Genomic DNA, 24,092 nt, shown 5'->3' with positions numbered 1-24,092 from the left:
GCGAGACGGGGGTTTTTTGTTAGTGAGAGTAGTTGAGGTATCTCATCAAGCATGGCGCAAAAACTTTATATACAGACTAACGGCTGTCAAATGAACGAATACGATTCCGACAAGATGCGGGACGTATTGATGGCGTCGCATGGCATGGAATTGACCGATATTCCGGAACAAGCCGATGTGTTGTTACTAAACACTTGTTCGATCCGCGAAAAAGCTCAGGAAAAAGTGTTTTCCGCGGTCGGGCGCTGGAAAAAAATCAAAGATAAGCGTCCCGGTGTGATTATTGGTGTTGGTGGCTGCGTGGCCAGCCAGGAAGGCGCAGCGCTGCAAAAACGCGCGCCGTATGTAGACATCGTGTTTGGTCCGCAGACCTTGCACCGTTTACCCGAATTGTTGAACCAAGCGCGTAGTGCCGGTAAGCACGTGGTAGACATTTCTTTTCCCGAAATCGAAAAATTCGATAATTTACCGGAACCGCGTGCAGAAGGGCCCAAGGCCTATGTGTCCGTGATGGAAGGTTGCAGTAAGTACTGTACCTATTGTGTCGTGCCGTACACCCGCGGAGAAGAAGTCAGCCGGCCGCTTAACGATGTGATTGCCGAAATCGAAACGTTGGCTAGGCAAGGCGTGCGCGAGATCAATCTGCTCGGCCAAAACGTTAATGCTTATCGCGGCGCGATGGAAGATGGCGATGTGGCTAGTTTTGCGCTGTTGTTGCATTGTGTTGCCGCGGTCGATGGTATAGATCGTATTCGTTTCACCACATCGCATCCTTTAGAATTCACTGACGATATTATCGAGGCGTTTGCCGAGATTCCGCAGTTGGTCAATCACTTGCATTTGCCCGTGCAGAGCGGCAGCAACCGCATTTTGGCGGAAATGAAGCGTGGCCATAGGCGCGAAGATTATCTGGAAATCATGCGCAAGATGAAAGCGGTGCGGCCAGGCATTAGTTTGTCGTCGGATTTTATCGTTGGCTTTCCCGGCGAAACCGAAGAAGATTTTGAAGATACTATGGCCTTGATCGAGGAAGTCGGTTACGACCTGTCTTACAGTTTCATCTTCAGTGCCAGACCGGGTACGCCGGCAGCCAACTTTGCCGACGATGTCAGTATGGCAGTTAAGGAACAACGCCTGAAACGCTTGAAAGACCGTCTGAACGAAATGTTCATGGCTATTTCGGAATCGATGATCGGTAGCGTGCAGAGTGTGTTGGTGGAAGGCATCTCCAAGAAAAACCCTTTGCATCTCACTGGCCGGACCGAGAATAACCGCGCCGTCAATTTTGCCGGGCACCCGCGTTTAATCGGGCAGTTCGTCGATGTCTACATTGCCGAAGCCTTGCCGAATTCGTTACGCGGCCGTCTTGTAGAATCGTCCATCGAAAAAATTACGCAGACCCTCTAGTGTTGAACGCCAGCCATTTTTCGCAAGAAATCACCCTGTTACCCGCCGATGCGCAGCGATTGTCCAATTTTTGTGGGCAGTTGGATGCGCATATTCGCCAGATAGAGCAACGCTTGCAGGTGGAGATCGCCAATCGCAGCAATCATTTTAAGGTGACGGGCGTTGATGCAGCGGTCACGGCAGCTTGCGCGGTGATTCAGAAATTGTTCGAATTGACCGAGCGGGAAGAAATTACCCCGGAGCAAGTGCATTTGAGTTTGCAGGATGCCAGTATCGACCAGTTACTACAGGCTACGCCGAACGTGAAATTGGAGCCGGTGGCGATTAAAACCAAGCGCGGTGTGATCAAGGGACGCGGTTTTAATCAGCAGGACTATTTGCGCAAGATCATTTCGCACGACATTAATTTTGGTGTCGGCCCGGCCGGTACCGGTAAAACCTATCTGGCGGTGGCGTGTGCGGTTGATGCGTTGCAAAACGAGACCGTGCGGCGGATTATCCTGGTGCGGCCAGCAGTGGAAGCCGGCGAGAAATTGGGTTTCCTGCCGGGCGACATGGCGCAAAAAGTGGATCCTTATTTGCGGCCCTTGTACGATGCGCTTTACGATATGTTGGGCTTCGAACGCGTCGAAAAACTACTGGAAAAAAATGTCATCGAAGTGGCACCCTTAGCCTTCATGCGTGGTAGAACCTTGAACGACTCGTTTATTATTCTGGACGAGGCGCAAAACACGACGGTGGAACAGATCAAGATGTTTCTGACCCGGATCGGTTTTGGCTCCACCGCCGTCATTACCGGCGATGTCACGCAAATCGATTTACCGAACGAAAAAATGTCCGGTTTGAAACATGTGTTGAAAGTGCTGAAGGATGTGGAGGGTATCAGTTTTACCTTTTTCGGCGTGCGGGACGTGGTCCGGCATCCTTTGGTGCAGCGGATAGTCGCCGCTTACGAGCACTATGAAAAAGAGCACACGCCCTCGGCTTAGTGTATGAATTATATCGACATGCAAATTGCTACGTCGGCGCCTCACCCCGAATTGGGGCAGTTTCAGCAATGGGCGGATGCCGCCCTGGCAATTTTTGAAGATGGCGCGGACAGCGAACTGGTGATTCGTTTGGTCGATGCTGAGGAAATCTCAGAGCTGAATCAGCAGTACCGTCACAAGAGCGGACCTACCAATATCCTCAGTTTTCCCTTTGAAGCCCCGGCGGGGATGGACATGGACTTGCTGGGCGATTTGGTGATTTGTGCACCACTGATCGCACAGGAAGCATCACAGCAAAACAAATTGGCGGAACATCATTGGGCGCATATCACTATACACGGCGTATTGCATTTGCTAGGGTATGACCATATAGAGGATCAGGATGCCGAACAAATGGAAGCATTAGAGATTGAGATTTTGAGCAAATTAGGTATAGCAAACCCTTATATGGAGGATGGAAAGCAATGAGCGATGGTAACCCCCCGAGTAGTCAACCCCATAAGAGCTTGATCGAACGCATCGGTCATTTTCTGAGTGGGGAACCGCAAGATCAGGAAGACTTGCTGGAGATATTGAGAGAATCGCAAGAAAAACATCTTTTAGACTCCGACGCGTTGGCCATGATGGAAGGCGTGATGCATGTGGCGGAGATGCGGGTCAGAGACATCATGATTCCGCGTTCACAAATGGTGGTCGTGCCCAGGGATGCGGAACTGGAAACCATCTTTCCTTTAGTGGTCGAATTTGCCCATTCCCGTTTTCCGGTCATCGAAGAAGATCGTAGTAAGGTGGTCGGCGTTTTGCTTGCCAAAGACTTGCTGGCTCATGCTTTACGGGATAAAACCCTGAAAGTCGAAGATGTGATGCGGCCGGTGAACGTGGTGCCGGAAAGCAAGCGCTTAAACGTGTTACTAAAGGAATTTCGCACCGAGCGTAACCACATGGCCATCGTGGTCGACGAATACGGCAACGCCGCCGGCTTGGTGACGATTGAAGATGTCCTGGAGCAAATCGTCGGCAAGATCGAAGACGAACACGATGACGACGAAGTACAAGAATTTATTTCTCAGCGTAGCGAAAAAGAATTTATCGTCAGCGCGCTGACACCCATCGAAGAGTTTAACGATTATTTTTCCGCTGCGCTGGAAGACGACGAATACGATACGCTAGGCGGTTTGATTGTGCAGCGCCTTGAACATTTTCCGAAGAAAGGCGAGAAAGTGGAGCTGGACGATTTCTGTTTCGAGGTATTGCGGGCCGACAATCGGCGGGTGCATTTACTGAAATTGAAGATCAAATAAGTGTGTTCTGTGCGCTGGTGTCTGAGACATTAAGCATTAGCAGTTCCTCGAACGCATCGGCCGGCAGGGCTCTGGAGAATAAATAGCCCTGCCCGTAGTCGCACTCCGCTTCCAGCAGTAGTTGGCGTTGTTGTTCGGTTTCTATGCCTTCCGCGATGACTTTCATCCCCAACTTGTGCGCCATAACGATAATCGCTTCGCAGAGAATTTTGTCGCTGGAGTTCGGCGACAAATTGCCAACGAAAGACTGATCTATTTTCAGATAATCGATATCGAATTTCTTCAGATAAGCCAGCGACGAATAGCCGGTGCCGAAATCGTCCAGCGATACTTGAATGCCGGCGTCTCGAAAAGCCAGTAATTGATCTTTCACCACATTGCTGGCGTCCAGCAGCAATCCCTCGGTAATTTCCGCCACGATGCTTTGTCCCGGCAGCTCAAGTGTTTGCAAGTATTCCAGCCAAGTACCGTGGGACTGGTCGTCGTAAAACTGCACCGGCGATTTGTTGACGCTGATCTGAAAGTCCGGATGATAACGGGAGCGCCATTGTTTAACCTGGTTCGCCGCCTGTTTAAATACCCAAGCGCCGATTTCGGCAATCAGGCCTATATCTTCCGCAATATGTACAAATTCGCTGGGGCTGACCATGCCGCGTGTCGGGTGTTGCCAGCGGATCAGTGCTTCGGCTTTATGGATGGCGCCGGAGCCCAGTTCCACGACCGGCTGGTAATACACTTCAAACTGGTTGGCCTCCAACGCATGGCGCAAATCGTCGGCAATCAGCATGCGCGCTAGAGCGGCTTCCTGCATTGACGGCGTGAAATAACAATAGCGATTACGGCCCTGGTGTTTCGCGGCGTACATTGCCTGATCGGCATTTTTTATTAAGGTATCGATTCTCTCCGCGTCCTTCGGGTACAGGGTGATGCCGATACTGGCGGAGATATAGGCCACTTTGCTTTTCAGCTGGAAAGGTTCGGCCAATCTTTGCAGGATGTTTTTGACGACGCGTTCGGCATCCTCAGCATCATCAAGTTCGCCGAGGATGACGGTGAATTCGTCGCCACCCAATCGGGCGACAGTGTCAGAATCGCGTACGCAATGCAGCAGCCGTTGCGAGGCGTCTTTTAATAATAAATCGCCCATATCGTGACCCAGCGTATCGTTAACTTCCTTGAAACGGTCCAGATCAAGCAATATCAAAGCGACCTGTAAGCCGCTGCGATGGGCCTTTTTGATTTCTTGATCCAGTCTGTCGTGAAACATGCGGCGGTTGGGCAGGCCGGTGAGCGGATCGAAATTGGCTTGGGTCCAGATCAGTTCTTCGGACTGCTTCTTTTGGGTGATGTCGGAAAATAAAGCAACCCGTCGCTGCGGCATACCATCCGGGCTAAATATGGTATTGATGGTCAGTTGCTCAGCAAATATCTCGCCGTTCTTCCGGCGATTCCAAATTTCACCTTTCCAGTGACCGCTAGTGTTGATGGCTTGCCACATGGCTTGATAAAACTGTTCGCCCTGCCGCTCGGAGTTCAGGATGTTATGGTTTTTGCCGATGACTTCATCCAAGGTGTAACCCGTCAACGCGGTGAAAGCCGGATTGACGTTGATAATCATACCTTGTGCGTCGGTCACGGCCATCGCTTCGCTGCTGTTTTGATAGACTAACGAAGCCAATTGCAGTTCTTCATTACTGCGGCTACGGTCAATTGCAATGCCTGCCAAATGCGAGGCCTGTTCAATCATCTGAATATCGTCGGTTCCGGGCGCCGCGGGATGTTGCTGGTAAATGCCAAAAGTACCCAACAATTGGCCGGACGCGCCACGTATTGGTTCAGACCAGCAGGACCCTAAACCGGCCTCAGTCGCCAGTTCGGTAAACGGCGCCCAATAAGCATGGTTTTGAATATCTTCGACAATCACTCGCTGGCCGAAATACGCCGCAGTACCGCATGAGCCGACACCGGGGCCTACGTAAAGGCCGTCTACAGCAGAATTGTAGAAGTCGGGCAGATGCGGTGCAGAGCCTATGAACAAGCGATTACCTTCGCTATTTAATAGCAATATCGAACAAATTAAGTCCGGATTTTGGGTTTCCACACCCAATACCACCGCTTCCAGGATCTCCGGCAGCGCCGCGCCTTTGGATACTAATTCCAGCACATGGTTATGGGCGCGCTCACGATTGGCCGCTTGTTGGCGGTCAGTAATATCCATGGCAATGCCGATGATGCCGACCGTTTCTTTGTTGATGTCCTGCAATGGCGTGCGGGTTATTTGTATGGTGTGCCGTTTGCCATCGGCAAACTTTATTTGCTCGATGGATTGATGTGCTTGATTTACTTGCGCTAAACAGGCTTGATCGGCACTCAAAAAACGGGCCGCGATCTCCGCGTCGAACAGCTCGGCCAATGGTTCGTTGGCAATGAAACGGGCTTCCGGCAGGCCAAGAGCGTCACAAAAGGTATGATTTACAAACAAAAAGCGCTTATCAAGGTCGGCCAACCAAATGCCGACAGGGGCGTTGTCGAGAATGGCATGCAACTTAGCTTCGGAGGCATGTAACTCGGCAATTTGCGAGTTTAATTGCTCGGTCATCGACATGAAGCTATTGGCCAGGTAGCCGATTTCGTCGTTACGATGCGTTGGTAGCCCGATCAGCGGTGTGCCTAGCTTGAATTGACCGATGGCGGTGGTCATCGAATTGAGCGGTTTTGCCAGAACGCGTGCCAACATTAGCGAAATTGCACTTGCCAGCAGGCTGAACAACAAGGTTATTTCGATAACGCTCACCCCCAGCGCTTTACTTTCCTGTAAAACGTTTTTCAGTGGCGTATATAAACCCAGCATCGCGAAGCGTCCACGGCTTTCCGAGCCCAACGGCAGTTTGACGAAAGCGGCTAGTGAAGAAGCGGCCAAGCTTTGCGTATCGCTGGTCGCGAATACCGAATGCGCTTGTTTGCCAGCCAGAATCGCTTTTACGTTCGGGATGTCTTCCTGAATCAGGAAACTGCGGCCGCTCTCAAATCCAAAGGTTTTTGCCACGTCGGGGTGAATTAAGTAGTCCCCTCTGTCGTTGCTGAGCAGCAATTCAATATCGTCGGGAATATTGCCGCGTACTTGCTCGAACAGCCCTTGTAAATCGACATTGATGACGATCACTGCGATGGTGGCGTTGGCCGACTTGATGGGCATCGCTATCCGCAGTGTGGGTTTACCGAATCCCAGGTGAGTGCCTAATTCCTGATTTAAATTGATTTCGGAAACGTAATATTGCTCCGCCGCTAGCGGCACAGTTTCGAATACGTAAGGGAAATGGTTTTTCTCTTGCAACTGCGCGTCGGCAATCACTTTGAGGTTGTCTTGGTCTCTATCGACTCTTACCAATTCCTTGCCGTAATGTTGTGTGTCGATCAAACGGATTTGACTGTATTCGGGGTGGGCATTCAGCAGGCTGACAAAAATCTCCGCCAATTGATTTTTACGTATGCTCAACTTTGCGTTAGGTGCTGCCGAGACAATGTCGGCGCTGACCGGCAAATTGCTTAGAAACTTGACGCTGCTGGCGGTAGCTGCCAACGCATCGGCAAATCGGTTTCCCAAAGCTTGGGTGTCGTTGAGCAGCTTATCCTTGGCTGTTCCCAGCAGCATGACTCGGCTGCGGTCATAGACATAATAACCGGTCAGGCCTGTGGATAGCGTGCCCAGCAGTGCCAGCCAGAAACCCAGTTTTATGCCTATGCTGGAGCGCACTTAAAATGCCTCAGGCGCTTCGCCGGAAATGATTCTATCCCATAGCGTTTTGCGCGCCAGCGGATTGAGTATCGGTTCCAGCCAAATAATAGGTTGGTTTTGGGTGCTGTCGTTCTCCGGCGCTGTAATGGTGTTTGCCAAGCCGTATTGCTGGGTTAGCCGTTCGCTGACCGATTTTTCCAAGGTGTAATTAATCCATTTTTCTGCCAATTCGGGGTTCCGGCTATTTTGGGTGATGGCCCAGCAATCCAGCCAGGCCAGCGCGCCTTCGCGGGGAATCACATAGCCAATGTCGGCACCGGCTTCGCGCAGGGCTTTCAGTTGTTGGGTGCCGTAATTACCGAAAATCAAGGCTATGTCGTATTTGACAAAAAGCCTGGTCGCTTCCTCTGCGGTCGCGTAAAAGGTCAAAACATTACGGCGTAACTGGGCCAGTTCGCGAGCAGCCTGTTTTAGCTCGGGATCTGTCATTCGGAACGGATTGGAGAAACCTTTTAATAAGCCGACCATGGAGAAATTGTGATTACTGGCGTTAAAAGCCAGCACTCGGCCCCGATAGGCAGGGTCCCACATCGCCGACATGGATTGTGGGGCCGTGCTAATGAGTTTGCGGTTATAGATCAGCCCCATTTCCGAGTAGGTATAAGGGACAGCATACGTGTCGTTCCCACGAACCAGGCCGGGGATAGCTTGCAAATTTTGGAAACGCGGCAATTGCCGGGCATGATTGGGGATATTCGCCATGCTGATCGGCCTGCTCAGGCCTTGATCGATATAACGCTGCAATTCCGCCGTATTGACAGCAAACACGTCATAGTTGCCGCTAGTGATTTTCTGCCAAAGGTCGTCGTCGGACGTTACCAGGGTCAACTCTATCGCAACGTCGAACCGCCGCTGGAATGCCATAACCACTTCATTATCGGCGTAACCGTCCCAACTGAGCAAGCGCAGCGTTTCCTGGGCGGATACCCCTCCGGATGTTGTCAGGCATATGATCGTTAGAAAATATGTCAGAACGGTGGCGGAACATGTGGCAGTAATGCTCATAAGGCTGTCGGCATAAATTTGTCGGGCCATCATAACTAATTAGTATGCGCTTTCCGCCAATGTCGATATTGATATTATGTCGCCGCGCACAGATTTCGAAAATAATGCCGTGAGGCTGTCTGGTTGGATTGTCGTTTAAGACTGGTCCGGATTAGTCGGCTTGATCGACTTTAATCAGAATGCGTAAAGCATTTTGCCGGGTACTGTGGTTGAAACTGTTGAAGCCGTGATTGTCGGATTGTTCAGTGTCGGCGTTGCCGGCAAGTTCCACCCATTCGCCGAGATTGGTGCGTAAAGTGGTGTGTGCGGATTGGGTTTCGATATGGCCGTTGCGCTGAAAGCTATCCGACCAGGGTTCGATATCGAGAGTGACCTGGTTGCCGGCCAAGCGCGGCGTAACAACGAAGCCGGTACTGGCTTCAATCATCTGGGTATTGCTGCTTACCGCGGAGCCGTAACCATAGCCCGAGTCATATACGCTGTAATTTTGCACCGGCCGGACCTGTCCGGTTTTGATATGGGCTGCCTGACCTTCCAGGGTGCGTATTTGTTGATGTTGTTGCCGGTTTCGCAAGTCTTCGGTGTTGCCCATCATGCCCCGTATCCGAATCCTATTCGGCGTGGCGGCAATGGCCGCTTCCGCGTTCAATTCGGCTGCGGTTTTGCTACTGGTTTGTAAGACGCTGATGACTAAATTGCTGAGCCGAGCATCGAGTTTTTGAATGACGGCCCTGATTTCGCCGAGTTTGGCGGGATTGGTTTTCACGATCAGACTGGCACCGTTCTCGATGACGCGATCATCTGCATCCAGCAGCGGTGCCAGTAAAGCGTGTACGTCGGAGGCCGGACGGTTCATCAGGGGGATGACTTCTATCACCGATTCGTCGGCAACCGCGAGGCCGGCTATCAACATCAGGCCGGCCCAGCAGAGTCTAGATTTCATTGTAAAGTGCTAGATATTGATTCGCACTGTTTTGCCAGGAGAAATCCTTAAGCATGGCATTACGTTGAATTTTCTTCCAGACCGGTCGGTTGTGGAATAACACCAGGCTGCGTTTGATGGCTTCTATCAGTGCGGCCGCCGACGCATCGTTAAACGAGATGCCGCTGGCGCTGCCGTTGGCAATACTTTCCGGCAGTGCGTCGACTACAGTGTCCGCCAAACCGCCGGTTTTTCTGACGATAGGTATCGTGCCATAGCATTGGCTGTACATTTGATTTAAGCCGCAAGGTTCGAAGCGCGAAGGCATCAGGAAGATGTCTGCGCCGGCTTCGATTTGATGCGCCAAGCGTTCGTCGTAGCCAATGGTGATGGATACTTTTTCCGGATATAGGCGGGCAAATTCCTGCAGGCGGTATTCGATGCTTTTATCGCCGCTGCCCAGTAAGGCAAATTGCAAGGGTAGGGTGGTCATCTCCTGTAAACAGCTTAGTACTAGATCGATACCTTTTTGCTCGACCAGGCGGCCAATCAAGCCAAACAAAGGAGTTTCCGATTCCACCGGCAAGCCCAGTTGTTGTTGGAGCGCCGCTTTATTGATTTGCTTGTCTTTTAGCGTATCGACGCTGAAAGGCTTTGCAATATAGGCGTCGTTCGCCGGATTCCAGACCGACACATCAATGCCGTTCAAAATGCCGCGTAACTGGCTTTGTTTATGCGCCAACAGACCTTCCAAGCCGTAACCGAATTCAGGAGTTTGGATCTCCTGGGCATAAGTGGGACTCACCGTGGTAATACGGTCGGAATAGCTCAACCCGCCCTTGATAAAGGACAGCATGCCGTGGAATTCCAGGCCATCCGGGTGTAGTAATTGTCCTGGTAGATTTAACTGGGCGTAGGTGCTGCCGGGAAACAGCCCTTGGTAGGCCATATTGTGAATGGTAAAAATCGTCGCCGGCGGGTTGGGTTCCAATGACAGCAGTGCCGGCACCAAGCCGGTTTGCCAATCGTTGCAATGCACGATGTCGGCGTGCCAGTCTAAATAAGCCCGGTTGGTGGCCACTTCCACGATGATGCGGCAGAACAGTGCAAAGCGCTCACCGATGTTCGGCCAGGGTCGCCCGGCTTCATCGAGATACGGATTACCGGGAAAATTGAAGAACGGTGGGTAGTCAACCAGCCAGACGATGACATCGCTGTCCGGCAAGCGCGTTTCCAAAAGATTGACGTCGCAATTGTTGACCCGCACCGTGCATAGGTAGCGGCCGGGCTCACAGTTCTTGATGCCCTGGTAATTGGGCATGATGATACGCACGTCCTGGCCCAATTCGGCCAGGGCCAGAGGCAGGCTGCCGGCGACATCCGCCAGGCCGCCGGTCTTGATCAACGGATGGGTTTCGCTGCTCGCGAACAGAATTTTTTTCATGGCGATAAAACTACATTTTCAAAATGATGCCGGCCAGGGGCGGCAAGGTGACGGAAATGGAGTGGTCTTGGTTCATCCATGGTTGCGGTTCGGAGAGCACCGCGCCATTGCCGGTGTTGCTGCCGTCGTAATACTGCGAATCCGAGTTGAAGATTTCGTAGTAAGTGCCTGGATTGGGTACGCCGATCCGGTAACTTTCGCGTGGTACCGGGGTGAAGTTCAGGATCACGATCAAATCTTCATGCGCCGATTTGCGGCGATAACTAATGATAGATTGTTGATAGTCGTGGCAATCTATCCATTCAAATCCGTGATGGTCGAAGTCGTAACGGTGCAGGGCGGCATGGTTGGCATAGAGCTTATTCAAGTCTTTCACCAGGGTTTGCAGGCCTTTGTGATGCGCATAATCCAATACGTACCAATCCAGGGTGCGGTTGCAACTCCACTCGGTGCCTTGACCGAATTCGCAGCCCATGAACAACAATTTTTTGCCTGGATAGGTAAACATCATCGTATACAGCAGGCGCAAATTGGCAAAGCGCTGCCATTCATCGCCTGGCATCTTATTCAACATCGAGCCTTTGCCGTGCACCACTTCGTCGTGCGAAAACGGCAGTACAAAATTTTCGGTAAATGCGTAAAGCAGGCCGAAAGTCAGAGAATCATGGTGGTATGAGCGATGAATCGGTTGCTCCTGCATGTAATGCAGAATGTCGTGCATCCAGCCCATGTTCCACTTCATCGAGAAACCCAAGCCTCCGGTCCAGGTCGGGCGAGTGACTTGCGGCCAAGAAGTCGATTCCTCCGCCATGATCACCGTGCCGGGATGCTGCTCGTGGGTGACGGTATTCATCTGACGCAGGAAGTCGATGGCTTCCAGGTTTTCGTTGCCGCCGTACATGTTGGGAATCCAGTCGTTGGCGTCGCGGGAATAATCCAGATACAACATCGAGGCCACCGCATCAACCCGCAGGCCGTCCAGATGGAATTCCTCCAACCAGAAGAAAGCGCTGGACAGCAGGAAGTTTTTCACTTCGTTGCGGCTGTAGTTGTAAATCAAGGTGCCCCAATCGCGGTGCTCGCCCTTGCGCGGGTCTTCGTGTTCGTACAGCGGCGTGCCGTCGAAGCGGCCCAACGCGAAGCTGTCTTTTGGAAAGTGGGCGGGCACCCAATCCAAAATCACGCCGATGCCGTTTTGATGGCAATGATCGACGAAATAGCGGAAATCGTCAGGGGTGCCGTGACGACTGGTCGGCGCAAAATAACCAGTGGTTTGATAACCCCAGGAAATGTCCAGCGGATGCTCGGTGACCGGCAACAGCTCGATATGAGTAAAGCCCAATTCCTTGACGTAATCCACCAATTGCTCGGCCAGTTCCCGGTAATTCAGGAAATTGCCGCGATGGTCGCGCCGCCAGGAGCCTAGGTGTACCTCGTAAATCGACATCGGCTGATGCAGCCAATCGTGCTGCGGACGGTGATCCATCCAGCTGCCGTCTTGCCAGGTATAACTGTCTTCTGCTGTGACAATCGCGGCGGTTTGCGGACGGAATTCAAATTGCTGGCCGTAAGGGTCGGTTTTGACTAGCAGTTGGCCGGTGTGGCGATTCAGAATTTCAAACTTGTACAGGCAGCCGACGGTCAAGCCTGGAATGAAAATTTCCCAGATGCCGCTACTGCCCAGGCTGCGCATCGGATGGCAGCGGCCGTCCCAGCGATTGAAGTCGCCGATCACGCTGACCCGCTGTGCGTTCGGTGCCCAGACCGCAAAATGCACGCCGGGAATATCGGCTACGCTGTGTAGATGCGAGCCCAGCTTTTGATAGATATGCCAATGCCGGCCTTCGGCAAACAGATGCTGGTCGAATTCCGGCAGCACCGGGCCGAAGCAGTACGGATCGTAGTGTTGATGGTCATAGCCGTCCTTATCCGTCCAAAATAATGGGTAATGCTCAGGGATGGCTTCGTTGCCCGGATGGTATTCGAAAAAATCGGTGTCGGGAGTACGAGAGAATTCAGGGCCTTTTGGGCTGTTGATTCTTACGGTTTCCGCATAGGGCAAATACACTCTGATGACATTATCGCGGCCTTGTCCATGACGGCCTAGCAGGGCGAAAGGATCGTGATGCTTTGCTTCGGTGAGTTTTATTAGTTCTGAATCAAGCGTGTTGGTTTTGCTTGGCTTGTTCATTTTGCAATGCCTCAGTTATAGTTAGTTATCGGTTGGCAGGAATAGCAATTTTGGTAATGACCGACTTTTCAGCATCAAATCGCTTGAGTTTTTACTTTTCCGTGAAGAGTAACGATAATGGCTCTACGCGGCAAGTGGCAGGTAGAGAAATCTGTGAAATGTCGGTTGCAGCCGGTTTGGGGCGGTACAGTTTATTTAATTGAAAGAGGATACACATGTCAGTCGTCGATACACATCAAACGGAGAGACGGGTCAATGATTTAACCCGCAACACCATTGCGTTAATTCTGGCTGGCGGACGCGGATCGCGGCTGAAGGATATGACCGACTGGCGGGCCAAGCCGGCGGTGCCGTTTGGCGGTAAATTCCGTATCATCGACTTTCCTCTATCCAACTGTATCAACTCCGACATCCGCAAGATTGGTATCCTTACCCAGTATAAGGCGGATTCGCTAATTCGCCACATTCAACAAGGCTGGGGCTTTTTGCGCGGCGAGTTTGGTGAATATGTCGATTTGATGCCGGCGCAACAACGGCATGACGAACATTCCTGGTACCAAGGTACTGCTGACGCGATTTACCAAAACATCGACATCCTGCGGGCCCGCAATCCTGAGTTTGTATTGGTACTGGCCGGCGATCATATTTACAAGATGGACTATTCGGTGATGCTGGCCGATCATGTTGCCAACAAGGCCGATCTGACGATAGGCTGCATCGAAGTGTCGCTGGAAGACGCCAAAGCGTTTGGTGTGATGCACGTGGATGAAAATCGCCGGGTGAAGGCGTTTGTGGAAAAGCCTGAAAATCCGCCTGTGATGCCTGGCCGGGAAAACACCGCGCTGGCTTCCATGGGTATTTATATTTTCAATGCTGGCTTCTTGTTCGAACAACTGATCAAAGATGCCGATACCAAAGGCTCCAGCCGTGATTTTGGTAAGGACATCATTCCATCAGTGATCGAAAAATACCGGGTCAACGCCTATCCGTTCCTGGATTTACAAAGCGGCCAGCAAAGTTACTGGCGCGATGTGGGGACCATTGATGCCTATTGGGCGGCCAATATGGAATTGGTCGGCGTTAAACCCGATATGAATCTATACGACAATACTTGGCCGATCTGGACTTATCAAGCGCAAACCCCGCCGGCTAAATTCGTGTTCGACGACGACGATAGACGCGGTCAGGCGATTGACTCCATGGTCTCCGGCGGTTGCGTAATTTCCGGCGCCACGGTGCGCCACTCCCTGCTGTTTTCTATGGTGCGGGTCAATTCATACAGCTCCGTGCAGGATTCGGTGGTATTGCCCGAGGTGAATATCGGCCGACACTGTCGGATTACCAAAGCCATCATCGAAAAAGGTTGTCAGATACCGGAAGGTACCGTTATCGGCGAGGACAGGGCGGAAGACGAAAAGCGCTTTCACGTCAGCGAGGGCGGCGTGGTGTTGGTGACATCCGATATGCTCGGACAAAGACGGAACTATGTCCGATAAAAAGCTTAAGCTGGTGCTGTGCTGGCACATGCACCAGCCGGAGTACCGCGACATGCAGAGCGGCGAATTCAAGCTGCCGTGGACCTATTTGCATGTGATCAAGGATTATGTGGATATGGTCGCGCACCTGGAAGCCGTGCCGGGGGCCAAAGCGGTAGTGAATTTTGCGCCTATCCTACTGGAGCAGATCGAAGATTATTCCAATCAGGTCAGCGGCTATTTGCACGACAGAATTGCCATCAAGGACCCCTTGCTGGCGGCTTTGGTCGAACCGTCGGTTTCCGCCGATCCGGAGAAACGCTTAAAGTTGTTGCGGGATTGCCGGAAAGCCAACCGGGAGCGGCAGATAGAACGCTACCCGGCTTTTCGTAAGCTAATCGATATGGCCAACTGGTTTGAAGCTCACCAGGACTCAGTCAATTACCTGAATGCGCAATTTATTTCCGACATTTTGGTCTGGTATCACTTGGTCTGGATGGGCGAGACGGTCAAACTCAACGATAACCGTGTCAAACGCTTAATCGAAAAAGGCAACGGCTTTAGTCTGCATGATCGGATCGAGATTGTTGAAATTATCCGCGATCTGTTGTCGAAAGTTATCTACCGCTACAAAGCTTTGGCCAGAAAAGGCCGCATCGAATTGTCGGTGACGCCTTATGCGCATCCGATCATGCCGTTGATGCTTGAGATAGGCAGTGCTCGCGAGGCAATGCCTGGCGTAACCTTGCCGGGTATTAGTCATTACCCCGGCGGAGAAGAGCGCGTGCGTTGGCATTTGCAAAAAGGCTTGGCGACTTTTCGGCATTTTTTCGGTTTTGAACCGCAAGGTTGCTGGCCGTCCGAGGGCAGTATCAGTCAGCGTACCCTGGAAGTGTTAGCTGATTTTGGTTTCAAATGGGCGGCCAGTGGCGGTAATGTCTTGCATAACAGCATACGCGCCAGTGCGGTTGGCGAAGCGGTTGCTGTGCATCGCCCCTTTAAGTTGGGTGCCGCGGAGATCGCCTGTTTTTTCCGCGACGACGGCTTGTCGGATTTAATCGGATTTGAATATTCAAAATGGCATGCCGATGATGCGGTGGCCGATCTGATTCAGCACTTGGAAAATATCGCCGATTATGAGCCACAGACGCCCCTGGTTTCGATAATCATGGATGGCGAAAATGCCTGGGAATATTTTCCGGATAACGGGTATCATTTTCTTAGTGCGCTGTATAAGCGGCTTAGCGAACATCCGCGTATCGAATTAACCACTTTTTCTGACTATCTGGATAGCGCCGCTCCCCAATCCGGGGCCTTGCCGAAATTGGTGGCCGGTAGTTGGGTGTATGGTACGTTTTCGACCTGGATCGGCGATGCCGATAAGAACTGCGGCTGGGAGATGTTGGCTGATGTCAAAAACGCTTTCGACAAAGCGGTCGCCAACGGCAAACTCTCCGAGCAACAACTGGCTGCTGCCCAGGTGCAATTGGGCGTCTGCGAGGGGTCGGATTGGTTTTGGTGGTTCGGTGATTATAATCCCGGGGAAGCGGTCAGCGATTTTGAAAAACAGTATCGGCTTAATTTGAGCAATCTCTATCGTTTGCTGGGCGAAGAGCCGCCGCCCTATCTGGCCTTGTCGTTTACGCAAGGCAGCGGCAGCCCGGTGATGGGTGGCGCAATGCGGCGCGGAATTCAAATATAATAAAACGGAATAAACAACATGGGTGCTCTCTTGGATAAACGCCGCGCAGGTGTTTTGTTACATATAACATCGCTCCCGGGCCGTGGAGAGTGTGGTGATTTGGGTAAGGAAGCCTTCAATTTTGTCAATTTTCTGCACGATATAGGTGCCACTGTCTGGCAGACCTTGCCGCTGGGCATGACCCATGGCGACGGTTCACCTTATCAGTGCTTGTCGGCACATGCCGGCAATCCTGCCTTGATTAACATTCAATGGCTAGCCGATAAGGGTTGGCTGCAAACTACCGACCGTTGCGGCGATTGCCATACCAACGCCGAATACACCAAAAGTTGTCTGGTCACCAAAGCCTTTTACGGTTTTCAAAGTTTGGCTGATGCCGAGCAGCAACACGATTTTAAACAGTTTTGCGTGGAAAAGGCCGATTGGCTGGACGACTTTGCCTTGTTCATCGCTTTGCGTAATGTGTTTGGACATAAAAGCTGGAATCAATGGCCGGATGCGCTGAAGCAACGCGAGCCGGGCGCACTGAACGAATCGAAGCAGTTATTAAAGGCTGTGATCGAAACGATCAAATTCGAACAGTATGTGTTTTTCCGGCAATGGCACGAGTTGAAAGATTACGCCGCCAAGCATGGCGTACTGATGTTTGGCGACATTCCGATCTTTGTGTCGTACGACAGTGCCGACGTTTGGGCGAACCGGGCGGTCTTCAAACTTAACGATTTGGGTGAAATGGATGCCGTGGCCGGCGTGCCGCCCGATTATTTCTCCGAGAACGGTCAGCGTTGGGGGAACCCGCACTATGACTGGAAATATTTGCAGAAAACCGGTTTTAAATGGTGGTTGGATAGAATCAAATCCCAGTACGAAATGTTCGATATTTTGCGAATCGATCATTTTCGCGGCTTAGAGGCGGCATGGGAGATTCCGGCCAGTGAGCATACCGCCATCAACGGGTGTTGGGTTAAAGCGCCGGGTGCTGAGTTGCTGGCGGCTATTCAGGAGCAATTTGCCTCCCTGTCCTTGGTAGCAGAGGATCTTGGGATTATTACCGAAGAAGTAGAAGCTTTGCGCGACGATTTCGATTTGCCGGGGATGAAAATTTTGCAGTTTGCTTTCGGCGACGATAGTCGCAATCCTTATTTGCCCTGCAATTACCAAAAAAATAGCGTGGTCTACACCGGTACCCACGATAACGATACCACGCTGGGTTGGTTCGAAGGGCTTAATGATGGCGAGAAACAGCGTATATACGATTATCTTGGTTGGTCTAGCCTACCTATGCCCAGTGCTTTGATTCATGCTGCGTTCGGGTCTGTCGCCAATCTGGCGGTGATTCCGATGCAGGATATTCTCAAGCTCGGGTCACCTGACCGGATGAACACGCCAGGCACAACCGAAGGAAATTGGCGCTGGCGGTTCGATTGGTCGCAATTAACCGATGATAAAGCCGGACATTTTGCGCATCTGGTTAGATTGTTTGGACGTTAGACCTTAAAGGGCATTTCAATCGTCGTCTTTTTTGCCGGTGTCTGCGGGGGGCGGCAATACAGCGATGTCGTAACTTGCGATGATGGCTTGGATTTTATCCAGGTTTTTGTCGATCAAATCATTCAGTTGTTGCTTGCGTTTGTTGTCGCCTTGGCGCAGGCCCATGGCTATTGAAAAATCAAACTTTAAGCCCGGTGAAGATTGCATAGGTATAGCAATATAACTGCCTTTTGGGGCTTGCGATTGCACATATCCCGCCATAGGTCCCCAAAGTATCACCATGTCTATTTTTTTGGCGCGTAAGTCTTTTTCGATTTGCATGGCGGTGTTGTGTTCGCTGTCTCCGGTCATGCTTTGGTAGGGAATCCCTTGCTCCAGCAAGCCGTTTTTTTGCAGCCATTCGGTACCTGGACCGCGGTCGAACATTGCTATTTTCAGCTTTTCCTGCCTGTCCAGTGGGAGATTGGCTAGTTGTGCGCTGTCTTTAATATCGTCCCAGCCGCGGCCTTTGGCAATTAGTAGTACATAGGTCGAATGGAAGTAAGGTTTGCTGGTATCGGTAAGATCGTAGCCGGCTGGCACGCCCATTACTACATCGCATTTAAAGCCTTCGCCGTTATCGTTCTCGGCTTTCAATGTGTTGCGGATAAAGCCGATTCTTTCCGGTAGCCAAGTATATTCCAATTCCTGTCCTAACTGTTCGGCAAATAGGGCGGCGATTTTGTTTTCGTAGCCGGTCTGTTCTTTGGTCGAATAGGGCGGGTTTAACGGGTCGGCGCAAACCCGGAATTTATCTTGGGCATTCACGGAAATAGTGGCTACCGCCAAGGCCGCAGTTATTAACAGTCTTGAGGCGTTTGAGAACATTTTCATCGCAGTTTCCTTTTAGCTGGGGTCTATACGTAAAAAAGCCTTGGCCGATTACTCGGCCAAGGCTTGCTTTACTGAAATCTAACGGGTTAGATCTTAGTTAGGCAGAGCGAACACAGTCAGTGTACCACCCAACTTGGTGTAAGAGCTTAAGCTTCTGTAAGCACCTACCGCGCCCAAGCCTTCTGAGCTGGATGCGGAAGTACCGTCGTCGATACCGGCAGCGATACCGATACCAGCCCAACCGCCGATACCTGACAGAACGCCAACGTATTGTTTGCCTTCGAATTCCCAGGTATTGACGTTACCGATGATGCCAGATGGGGTTTTGAATTTGTACAATTCTTTACCGGTTTTAGCATCAACTGCTTTCAGGTAGCCTTCCAGGGTGCCGTAGAATACGACGCCGCCTGCAGTAGCAACCGAACCTGACCATACAGAGAACTGCTCTTTGTTAGACCAAGCGATTTTGCCGGTTTTAGCGTCATAAGCGGTGAACTGACCCAAGTTGGTGGTGCCGTCTTTTTTACCAGTCAGCACGTCAGCGCCGGCAGGCATCATAGACAGGGTTGCACCTACATAAGGTTGACCAGCGGTGTATGAAACTTCAAACGGTTCGTACTCCATGCACAAGTGGTTGCCTGAAATATAGAACAGGCCGGTTTGTGGAGAGTAAGAAACAGGTTGTTGGTTTTTAGAACCCAACGCCGCAGGGCAGGTGCCTACAGTGTTAACGTCTTCACCGTTATGCTCTGTAGAAAACTCAGGCACAACTTCAGGACGGCCTGATTTCAGGTCGACGTGAGAAGCCCAGTTAACCGATTTGTCGAATTTCTCAGCAACCAACAGTTCGCCGGTTTCGCGGTCCAGGGTATAACCGAAGCCGTTACGGTCGAAATGCACGATGGTTTTGTGCATTTTGCCTTTGACTTCTTGGTCAACCAGAACGGTTTCGTTGATACCGTCATAGTCCCATTCGTCGTGTGGAGTCATTTGGTAAACCCATTTGACTTCGCCGGTGTCGGCGTCACGCGCCCACAATGACATAGACCATTTGTTGTCGCCTGGACGTTGTACAGGGTTCCAAGTAGATGGGTTGCCTGAGCCGTAGTAAACCAGGTTCAGTTTAGGATCGTAAGAGTACCAACCCCAGGTGGTGCCGCCGCCGATTTTCCATTGGTCGCCTTTCCAGGTGCTAGTACCTGAATCAGCGCCAACAGGCGTGACTTTGCCATCTTGCCAGGTGGTAGATTTACCGGGTTTCAACAAGGTGTCTTTATCCGGACCCATGCTGTAGCCTTTCCAATCCAATTGGCCGGTACGGATGTTGTAAGCAGCCAAGAAGCCGCGAACACCAAACTCACCGCCGGAAATACCGGTAATGACTTTATCTTTAACAACGATAGGTGCGTTGGTGTTGGTCATACCCAATTTAGGGTCGCCGTTTTGTACGCTCCATACGCGTTTACCGGTTTTGGCATCCAGTGCAGTCAGTACGGTGTCTGATTGTTGCAGGAAGATTTTGCCGTCGCCGTAAGCCAGACCACGGTTAACGGTATCGCAGCACATCACTGGGATGGTTACGTCAGCGTCCATGGTAGGGGTGAATTCCCAGATGACAGCTTTAGTTTTTTGGTCGATCGCGTAAACGGTGTTTGGGAACGGAGTGTGGATGAACATAACGCCGTTAACAACCAAAGGGCCGCCTTCATGACCACGCAAAACACCTGTAGAAAAAGACCAAGCTGGTTGCAGGTTTTTAACGTTTTGAGCGTTGATTTGCGACAGTTTGCTGTAACGTGTGCCGGCGTAGTCGCCGCCCCATGTAGCCCAGTTGGCTGGGTCTTGTGTCAGTTTTTCAACATCGCTGTTAGCGGTAGAGACAGTTGGTGCAGCAAGTAAAGTAGCTACAGTCGAAGCAAGCAGCCAGTTTTTTACAGGCTTCTTCATATGTTTCCTCCTGGTAATCTGTTGATGAGACAGAGTACGGTTTTGTGTTGTTAAGACTAATATTAGTTTTAAAGCTCTGTTTGGATGACTGCCCTTTAGGGCTTGTTCGGCTATAACCGAGCGCAGAGGGAGAGCCACACCAAGCGCGTAAATTGAAGGATTTTTTCCTAAAAGTCAACCGGAAAAACTCTCTCGGGATGGCGGGGAAACAATAATCTCAAGTCTTATAATGCCTTAGGATTTCTCGGCGATTGGGCTATCTGGAAAAACAGACACCCAAGCCGCCCAAGCCGCAGTAACCGGACGGGTTTTTAGCCAGATACTGTTGATGATCTTCCTCGGCATAATAAAAAGTCGGGGCATTGCGAATTTCGGTGGTTATTGCTGGAAAGCCGGCGGCTGTTAATTTTGCTTGGTATTGTTGTTGGCTTGTCACGGCTGCTTGATATTGGTCGTCCTGGCAATAGATAACTGACCGGTATTGGGTGCCGACATCGTTGCCTTGCCGCATGCCTTGAGTGGGATTATGAGATTCCCAAAATACTGCCAGTAAATCTTTATAAGACACTACGCTCGGATCGAACACCACCAACACCACTTCGGCGTGGCCGGTCATGCCGGTGCAAATTTCCTGATAAGTCGGGTTGGGCGTAAAACCGCCGGCATAGCCCACGGCGGTGCTGAATACGCCAGCTTGTTGCCAGAATTTACGCTCGGCTCCCCAGAAACAACCCATGCCGAACACGGCCTGTCGCAGATGCGCGGGAAATGGCGGATGGATGGGGTGTCCGTTGACGGCGTGAAATTGGCCGCTGTCTATGGCTTGCTGGCGTCCGGGTAAGGCTTGGTCGGCGCTGGGCATGACGGTTTTTTTGAATAGAAAAGACATAAGTGCATCCCGAGGTCGAATGATGGGGGTGTGCGGATTATAATCCCCGCTCATTCAAGAGGATTCCACTAAATCATGAAACAACAAGATTGCTTACGCCGCTTTATTTTTGAGGAACACGGAGTTCGTGGCGAATGGGTGCGGCTGGAACAAAGTTGGCAGCAAGCCAAACAATATCAACATTTAGTCAACGATGCCGTCGATGCACAAATGGGACAGGCCTTGGCGGCGGTGGTGTTATTGTCGGCAACCATCAAGTTTAAAGGCGCGATGATCATGCAGATTCAGGGCGGCGGCGATTTGAAAGCCCTGGTGGCGCAATCCAGCAACGAACGGCAAATCAGAGGCTTGGTACGCAGTGAAGCCACTGTGGCCGGTGCAAATTTGCAGGACATGATAGGTGAGGGCGGCCGGCTGGTATTGACCGTGGAATCGGAGAATGCCGAACCGTATCAAGGCATAGTCGGTGTGGAGGCGGAAACGCTGGCGGATGTGCTGAGAACCTATTTCACTCAGTCCGAGCAGCTCGATACCCGTTTTTGGCTGTTTGCCAATAAAACCCATGCGGCCGGCCTGTTCATCCAGGAGTTACCGAGCAGCAATCAGAATAAAGCTGACTGGGAACGCATCGAAATATTGGCGAATACCGTTACCTCCGACGAACTGTTGAGTCTGGATTGCGAGGACTTATTGCACCGTTTATTTCATCAAGAAAAGGTCAGAATTTACGATCTGGAGCCGGTGGAATTTAAATGCAATTGCTCACGGCAAAAAATCGGCGGCACTTTAGCGGCATTGGGGCGGTCTGAGTTGGAAGCAATTTTGCGGGAACGCGACGACATCGAAGTCGATTGCCAATTTTGCGGAGCGCAATACCACTTTGACAAGGTTGATGTGGAGAACCTGCTGACCAATCCGTCAGCCGAAACCGATAATCACTCGCCTACCCGGCACTGAGGGTGCTATGACTAAAATTAACCGCTTTTTTCGCCTGTCTCTGGCTTTTGTATTACTCAGCAGCATGACAGGTTGTTTGCACTGGTTGCACGCTTACCAGACTTATTTGCAAATGGATGAGTTTGATCGTTATTTTGCGGTGACATCTAAAGAAGATTTCACCGTGCATTTCAAGCAACCCAAACTGCTTAGTGAAGATTTCGTGTCGCTGGCCAAGCTGCACGCCAGCAGTGAAGAGCATACCGGCGACGGCAAACGCTGGCGCTATTGGTTTCGTAAGATCGACAAAGACAGCAAGCTGATTGCGCCGGAAATCAGTTTTTATCTGGATCTGGCCTTTAACAAGGAAGATAAAATCACTGACTGGACTTTCTCCAACCTATTCTTACAAATCGCTCCGCCGGAGTTTTTGGAGGCTTCATTTCGTTCGCTGGGCGGTGCGGAAATCAACGAAGAGAAAAAACAGTTAAGAGCGAAGGCTGATCAAATGGAAAAAATAGCCGCGCTGCTGCCCAAAAAAGCCACGGTGATTAAGCAATTGGGCGAGCCTCTGGAAATCACCGATGAAGAAAAACAGGAAGTGTATCTTTACCATTTTCGGCTGGATGCCAAGGATATAGAAGAAGGCTACGAGGACAGGGCTTTGAGCGAAGTCAGGTTGATGTTCGATAAAACTACCTCTGAATTGATCAAGATGTCTGGCCGCTTTGCCGGTTTGAAAATATCCATCAACTACAGGAATTTTCAGGAAGAAGACGATAAAAAAGTGGCGGGCTTGTGAGCTAGACGGCAGGCATAAAAAAGCCCACGTAAAGTGGGCTTCGTCCGGTATTATTTTTTATATTGATTGGACGCCTACCGTTGTACGGCAGGTTAATTTCTTGCGTTTATTGTTGTTCTTATACCGGATTAACGGTCGCCTATCCCCCCCCTCATTTAACGGTCATGATCCTTTCGAATCATCTGCGTTTCGCTGAAAGTGGGCGCATTCTATTGGATTAAAATACAGCTGTCCACAAAAAAGTGTGACAATTTGTCGCACACTGGATTTGTGGACATTCTGTCTGGTTTCTCTTTGGCGTGAGCGAATGTCCGAATCGTCTGATTATTGACGCTTTAAAGAGCTAACTACTTGTCCAGACAGCGGTTTTAACGAGTTGTGCCCGCCTTGACTAAGTGGGATCGCAAGGTAACTTCTCCCGAGTGGTGCTGGTGATGTTCACGTTTAGGTCGGGAGATAGCTAAATTTGACTTATTAGTGCCACTGCGAACAAATGACGGTATTTTTACTTTGCTGCCGGCTAAACCTCGAGCCGTTTGAATACCGTCCAGTATTGCCTGATAGGCTCTTGCCCGTCAGCGCTGGGTCCAGCCCGAAGCCGTTTCTACAAATTGTCCCGGTGCCGCTTGGCCTATGACTTTCTGCGCAGTCAGTCGGCCCACTTCCTCAGCTGGCACGCCGTTTTTAGTGCCTATGCGTTGATATTCCGCCAGGCGTTGGGCATTAATGCTGTCAACCAGTGCTTTTATCTCTGCGGATGCATCGGGCTTGACCATACCTAAGAAACCATTCAGTTGTTCACCGACCAAGCCAGCCGATTTTGCCTGAGCCAGATCGACGGCACTAACCGGCAGGGCGACCAGGCATAAGCCTAAAAACAGTGACGGTAAAATTGATAGCAAATTTTTGTTTTTCATTACGC

18 protein-coding genes are annotated in these 24,092 nt (G+C 51.1%); 9 read left to right on the top strand and 9 right to left on the bottom strand.

The window, feature by feature from the left end:
• Positions 1 to 51: 51 nt before the first annotated feature.
• The 4 genes from miaB to EBB_RS15380 are packed head-to-tail and all read left to right on the top strand — an operon-like array spanning position 52 to position 3,697.
• Positions 52 to 1,407 (top strand): tRNA (N6-isopentenyl adenosine(37)-C2)-methylthiotransferase MiaB, encoded by a 1,356-nt coding sequence (miaB, locus tag EBB_RS15395; RefSeq protein WP_192394646.1) that lies wholly within the window; start codon positions 52 to 54, stop codon positions 1,405 to 1,407.
• On the top strand, positions 1,407 to 2,396 hold the full coding sequence (locus EBB_RS15390) for a PhoH family protein (RefSeq protein ID WP_192394645.1): 990 nt from the start codon (positions 1,407 to 1,409) through the stop codon (positions 2,394 to 2,396). The genes miaB and EBB_RS15390 overlap by 1 nt, the downstream gene beginning before the upstream one ends.
• A 3-nt stretch (positions 2,397 to 2,399) precedes the next feature.
• Positions 2,400 to 2,864, top strand: coding sequence for an rRNA maturation RNase YbeY (ybeY, locus tag EBB_RS15385; protein ID WP_192394644.1), 465 nt, complete (start codon positions 2,400 to 2,402; stop codon positions 2,862 to 2,864).
• Positions 2,861 to 3,697, top strand: a complete 837-nt coding sequence (locus EBB_RS15380; protein ID WP_192394643.1) for a CorC family transporter — start codon at positions 2,861 to 2,863, stop codon at positions 3,695 to 3,697. The genes ybeY and EBB_RS15380 overlap by 4 nt, the downstream gene beginning before the upstream one ends.
• Here the strand turns inward: EBB_RS15380 and EBB_RS15375 are convergent.
• The 5 genes from EBB_RS15375 to glgB all read right to left on the bottom strand — a co-directional run bounded on the left by EBB_RS15375 (position 3,690) and on the right by glgB (position 13,055).
• Positions 3,690 to 7,451, bottom strand: a complete 3,762-nt coding sequence (locus tag EBB_RS15375) for an EAL domain-containing protein (RefSeq protein WP_192394642.1) — start codon at positions 7,449 to 7,451, stop codon at positions 3,690 to 3,692. The genes EBB_RS15380 and EBB_RS15375 overlap by 8 nt on opposite strands.
• A complete protein-coding gene (locus EBB_RS15370) occupies positions 7,452 to 8,498 on the bottom strand; it encodes an extracellular solute-binding protein (protein ID WP_225587462.1) in 1,047 nt (348 codons plus the stop codon).
• 151 nt (positions 8,499 to 8,649) lie between these two features.
• A complete protein-coding gene (locus tag EBB_RS15365; protein ID WP_192394640.1) occupies positions 8,650 to 9,441 on the bottom strand; it encodes a secretin GspD/PilQ domain-containing protein in 792 nt (263 codons plus the stop codon).
• Complete coding sequence (glgA, locus tag EBB_RS15360) at positions 9,431 to 10,864, bottom strand: glycogen synthase GlgA (protein WP_192394639.1); 1,434 nt, start codon at positions 10,862 to 10,864, stop codon at positions 9,431 to 9,433. Before glgA ends, EBB_RS15365 begins: the two co-directional genes overlap by 11 nt.
• Before the next feature lie 10 nt (positions 10,865 to 10,874).
• The gene (gene glgB / locus EBB_RS15355) at positions 10,875 to 13,055 is read right to left on the bottom strand and encodes a 1,4-alpha-glucan branching protein GlgB (RefSeq protein WP_192394638.1); all 2,181 of its coding nucleotides are present in this window, start codon (positions 13,053 to 13,055) and stop codon (positions 10,875 to 10,877) included.
• Positions 13,056 to 13,270: 215 nt separating this feature from the next.
• Between glgB and glgC the strand changes: the two genes are divergently transcribed.
• From glgC to malQ, 3 genes are read left to right on the top strand one after another with little or no spacing between them, the layout of a single operon-like run.
• Entirely contained in the window at positions 13,271 to 14,551 is a 1,281-nt protein-coding gene (glgC, locus tag EBB_RS15350) for a glucose-1-phosphate adenylyltransferase (RefSeq protein WP_026146964.1), read from the top strand.
• Positions 14,541 to 16,232: a glycoside hydrolase family 57 protein gene (locus tag EBB_RS15345; RefSeq protein ID WP_192394637.1), complete on the top strand. Its 1,692-nt coding sequence runs from the start codon at positions 14,541 to 14,543 to the stop codon at positions 16,230 to 16,232. The genes glgC and EBB_RS15345 overlap by 11 nt, the downstream gene beginning before the upstream one ends.
• Positions 16,233 to 16,250: 18 nt before the next feature.
• Entirely contained in the window at positions 16,251 to 17,723 is a 1,473-nt protein-coding gene (gene malQ, locus EBB_RS15340; RefSeq protein WP_192394636.1) for a 4-alpha-glucanotransferase, read from the top strand.
• A 15-nt stretch (positions 17,724 to 17,738) separates the two neighbouring features.
• Here the strand turns inward: malQ and EBB_RS15335 are convergent, their stop codons facing one another.
• The 3 genes from EBB_RS15335 to msrA form a co-directional block, all read right to left on the bottom strand.
• A complete protein-coding gene (locus EBB_RS15335; protein WP_192394635.1) occupies positions 17,739 to 18,596 on the bottom strand; it encodes a quinoprotein dehydrogenase-associated putative ABC transporter substrate-binding protein in 858 nt (285 codons plus the stop codon).
• Positions 18,597 to 18,689: 93 nt separating this feature from the next.
• Positions 18,690 to 20,543 (bottom strand): methanol/ethanol family PQQ-dependent dehydrogenase, encoded by a 1,854-nt coding sequence (locus EBB_RS15330; protein ID WP_192394634.1) that lies wholly within the window; start codon positions 20,541 to 20,543, stop codon positions 18,690 to 18,692.
• A 256-nt stretch (positions 20,544 to 20,799) separates the two neighbouring features.
• A complete protein-coding gene (gene msrA, locus EBB_RS15325) occupies positions 20,800 to 21,432 on the bottom strand; it encodes a peptide-methionine (S)-S-oxide reductase MsrA (protein ID WP_192394633.1) in 633 nt (210 codons plus the stop codon).
• Between the two features lie 75 nt (positions 21,433 to 21,507).
• Between msrA and hslO the strand changes: the two genes are divergently transcribed.
• Together hslO and EBB_RS15315 are read left to right on the top strand one after the other, a co-directional pair.
• Positions 21,508 to 22,389, top strand: a complete 882-nt coding sequence (hslO, locus tag EBB_RS15320; RefSeq protein ID WP_192394632.1) for an Hsp33 family molecular chaperone HslO — start codon at positions 21,508 to 21,510, stop codon at positions 22,387 to 22,389.
• Positions 22,390 to 22,396: 7 nt separating this feature from the next.
• Positions 22,397 to 23,170 (top strand): hypothetical protein, encoded by a 774-nt coding sequence (locus tag EBB_RS15315; protein ID WP_192394631.1) that lies wholly within the window; start codon positions 22,397 to 22,399, stop codon positions 23,168 to 23,170.
• Positions 23,171 to 23,745: 575 nt separating this feature from the next.
• Here the strand turns inward: EBB_RS15315 and EBB_RS15310 are convergent.
• Positions 23,746 to 24,087 carry a YdbL family probable chaperone protein gene (locus tag EBB_RS15310; protein WP_192394630.1) on the bottom strand — a complete coding sequence of 114 codons (342 nt, stop codon included), beginning with the start codon at positions 24,085 to 24,087 and terminating at the stop codon, positions 23,746 to 23,748.
• Positions 24,088 to 24,092 lie beyond the last annotated feature (5 nt).

Origin of the sequence: Methylomonas fluvii, from assembly GCF_014850975.1 — a bacterium.
Lineage (GTDB): Bacteria > Pseudomonadota > Gammaproteobacteria > Methylococcales > Methylomonadaceae > Methylomonas > Methylomonas fluvii.
The sequence above is the reverse complement of the archived record's forward strand: the minus strand, read 5'-3'. Positions and strand labels throughout refer to the sequence as shown.

Coding starts and splice junctions, on each gene's coding strand:
- miaB (WP_192394646.1), top strand. CDS start 52: ATGGCGCAAAAACTTTATATACAGACTAACGGCTGTCAAATGAACGAA.
- ybeY (WP_192394644.1), top strand. CDS start 2,400: ATGAATTATATCGACATGCAAATTGCTACGTCGGCGCCTCACCCCGAA.
- EBB_RS15380 (WP_192394643.1), top strand. CDS start 2,861: ATGAGCGATGGTAACCCCCCGAGTAGTCAACCCCATAAGAGCTTGATC.
- EBB_RS15370 (WP_225587462.1), bottom strand. CDS start 8,498: ATGAGCATTACTGCCACATGTTCCGCCACCGTTCTGACATATTTTCTA.
- EBB_RS15365 (WP_192394640.1), bottom strand. CDS start 9,441: ATGAAATCTAGACTCTGCTGGGCCGGCCTGATGTTGATAGCCGGCCTC.
- glgA (WP_192394639.1), bottom strand. CDS start 10,864: ATGAAAAAAATTCTGTTCGCGAGCAGCGAAACCCATCCGTTGATCAAG.
- glgB (WP_192394638.1), bottom strand. CDS start 13,055: ATGAACAAGCCAAGCAAAACCAACACGCTTGATTCAGAACTAATAAAA.
- glgC (WP_026146964.1), top strand. CDS start 13,271: ATGTCAGTCGTCGATACACATCAAACGGAGAGACGGGTCAATGATTTA.
- EBB_RS15345 (WP_192394637.1), top strand. CDS start 14,541: ATGTCCGATAAAAAGCTTAAGCTGGTGCTGTGCTGGCACATGCACCAG.
- malQ (WP_192394636.1), top strand. CDS start 16,251: ATGGGTGCTCTCTTGGATAAACGCCGCGCAGGTGTTTTGTTACATATA.
- EBB_RS15335 (WP_192394635.1), bottom strand. CDS start 18,596: ATGAAAATGTTCTCAAACGCCTCAAGACTGTTAATAACTGCGGCCTTG.
- EBB_RS15330 (WP_192394634.1), bottom strand. CDS start 20,543: ATGAAGAAGCCTGTAAAAAACTGGCTGCTTGCTTCGACTGTAGCTACT.
- msrA (WP_192394633.1), bottom strand. CDS start 21,432: ATGTCTTTTCTATTCAAAAAAACCGTCATGCCCAGCGCCGACCAAGCC.
- hslO (WP_192394632.1), top strand. CDS start 21,508: ATGAAACAACAAGATTGCTTACGCCGCTTTATTTTTGAGGAACACGGA.
- EBB_RS15315 (WP_192394631.1), top strand. CDS start 22,397: ATGACTAAAATTAACCGCTTTTTTCGCCTGTCTCTGGCTTTTGTATTA.
- EBB_RS15310 (WP_192394630.1), bottom strand. CDS start 24,087: ATGAAAAACAAAAATTTGCTATCAATTTTACCGTCACTGTTTTTAGGC.